We start from the raw sequence: 2,542 nt of genomic DNA, 5'->3' as shown, positions 1-2,542 counted from the left end.
TGTGTGTTGTTTCAGATACTGCACAGTGGACGCGTAGCTTCTTTGTGGTAAGTCCTCGGCCTATTAGTACCAGTCACCTGCATCCGTTACCGGACTTCCAGTTCTGGCCTATCAACCCGGTGGTCTGCCGGGGGCCTTACCCCCTCGAGGGGGTGAGAAACCTCATCTTGGAACAGGCTTCCCGCTTAGATGCTTTCAGCGGTTATCCCTTCCGAACGTAGCTAACCAGCGGTGCTCCTGGTGGAACAACTGGCACACCAGAGGTTCGTCCGTCCCGGTCCTCTCGTACTAGGGACAGCCTTCCTCAAGTTTCTAACGCGCGCGGCGGATAGAGACCGAACTGTCTCACGACGTTCTAAACCCAGCTCGCGTGCCGCTTTAATGGGCGAACAGCCCAACCCTTGGGACCTACTCCAGCCCCAGGATGCGACGAGCCGACATCGAGGTGCCAAACCATCCCGTCGATATGGACTCTTGGGGAAGATCAGCCTGTTATCCCCGGGGTACCTTTTATCCGTTGAGCGACACCGCTTCCACTTGCCGGTGCCGGATCACTAGTCCCGACTTTCGTCCCTGCTCGACCTGTCAGTCTCACAGTCAAGCTCCCTTGTGCACTTGCACTCGACACCTGATTGCCAACCAGGCTGAGGGAACCTTTGGGCGCCTCCGTTACATTTTGGGAGGCAACCGCCCCAGTTAAACTACCCACCAGGCACTGTCCCTGAACCAGATCATGGTCCGAGGTTAGAGGTCCAATACGATCAGAGTGGTATTTCAACAACGACTCCACACTCACTGGCGTGAGCGCTTCACAGTCTCCCACCTATCCTACACAAACCGAACCGAACACCAATACCAAGCTGTAGTGAAGGTCCCGGGGTCTTTTCGTCCTGCCGCGCGTAACGAGCATCTTTACTCGTAATGCAATTTCGCCGAGTCTATGGTTGAGACAGCTGAGAAGTCGTTACGCCATTCGTGCAGGTCGGAACTTACCCGACAAGGAATTTCGCTACCTTAGGATGGTTATAGTTACCACCGCCGTTTACTGGGGCTTAAATTCTCAGCTTCGCTCCGAAGAGCTAACCGGTCCTCTTAACCTTCCAGCACCGGGCAGGCGTCAGTCCGTATACATCGTCTTACGACTTCGCACGGACCTGTGTTTTTAGTAAACAGTCGCTTCTCACTGGTCTCTGCGGCCCCACCCAGCTCACACTGCAAGAGTGATCACCGGACGAGGCCCCCCTTCTCCCGAAGTTACGGGGGCATTTTGCCGAGTTCCTTAACCATAGTTATCTCGATCGCCTTAGTATTCTCTACCTGACCACCTGTGTCGGTTTGGGGTACGGGCCGTGTGAAAGCTCGCTAGAGGCTTTTCTCGGCAGCATAGGATCACTGAATTCGCCTCATTCGGCTATGCGTCACCTCTCAGGCTGTGTGAATGGCGGATTTGCCTACCATTCGCCCTACAGGCTTACACCAGTATTACCACTGACTGGCTCAGCTACCTTCCTGCGTCACCCCATCGCTTGGCTACTACCAGATCAGGTCCCATGCATCCACATCCAGGGCCCCCGAAGGGGCGTAAGGACGCTTCAGGATGGTTAGTATCACTGATTCACCAGGGGCGCGTTCACACGGGTACGGGAATATCAACCCGTTGTCCATCGGCTACGCCTGTCGGCCTCGTCTTAGGTCCCGACTCACCCTGGGCGGATTAACCTGGCCCAGGAACCCTTGGTCATTCGGCGGACGAGTTTCTCACTCGTCTTTCGCTACTCATGCCTGCATTCTCACTCGTGTGGCCTCCACGGCTGGGTCACCCCGCCGCTTCCATGGCCACACGACGCTCCCCTACCCATCCACACCACTGCCCAAGACTCCGCAGAATCAAGGGGGTGCATTGTGTGAATGCCGCAGCTTCGGTGGTGTACTTGAGCCCCGCTACATTGTCGGCGCAGGATCACTTGACCAGTGAGCTATTACGCACTCTTTCAAGGGTGGCTGCTTCTAAGCCAACCTCCTGGTTGTCTTCGCGACCCCACATCCTTTTCCACTTAGTACACGCTTAGGGACCTTAGCTGGCGATCTGGGCTGTTTCCCTCTCGACTACGAACCTTATCGCCCGCAGTCTCACTGCCGCGCTCTCACTCACCGGCATTCGGAGTTTGGCTGATTTCGGTAAGCTTGTGGGCCCCCTAGACCATCCAGTAGCTCTACCTCCGGTGAGAAACACGCGACGCTGCACCTAAATGCATTTCGGGGAGAACCAGCTATCACGGAGTTTGATTGGCCTTTCACCCCTACCCACAGCTCATCCCCTCAGTTTTCAACCTAAGTGGGTTCGGTCCTCCACGACGTCTTACCGTCGCTTCAACCTGGCCATGGGTAGATCACTCCGCTTCGGGTCTAGAACATGCCACTAAAAACGCCCTATTCGGACTCGCTTTCGCTACGGCTACCCCACACGGGTTAACCTCGCGACATGCCACTAACTCGCAGGCTCATTCTTCAAAAGGCACGCCATCACCCCCCACACCGAAGT

Annotated in this window: 1 rRNA gene (only partly in view); it reads right to left on the bottom strand. The window is 56.0% G+C overall.

What is annotated here, in order from left to right:
* Positions 1 to 43: 43 nt before the first annotated feature.
* Positions 44 to 2,542: ribosomal RNA gene (locus ACNJ7E_RS00200) — 23S ribosomal RNA — on the bottom strand (it continues 635 nt past the right edge of the window).

It is taken from the genome of Rhodococcus mengyinensis (assembly GCF_048381435.1).
GTDB classification, from domain to species: Bacteria; Actinomycetota; Actinomycetes; order Mycobacteriales; family Mycobacteriaceae; genus Rhodococcus_F; species Rhodococcus_F opacus_D.
This window is presented reverse-complemented; position numbering and strand designations above follow the sequence as displayed.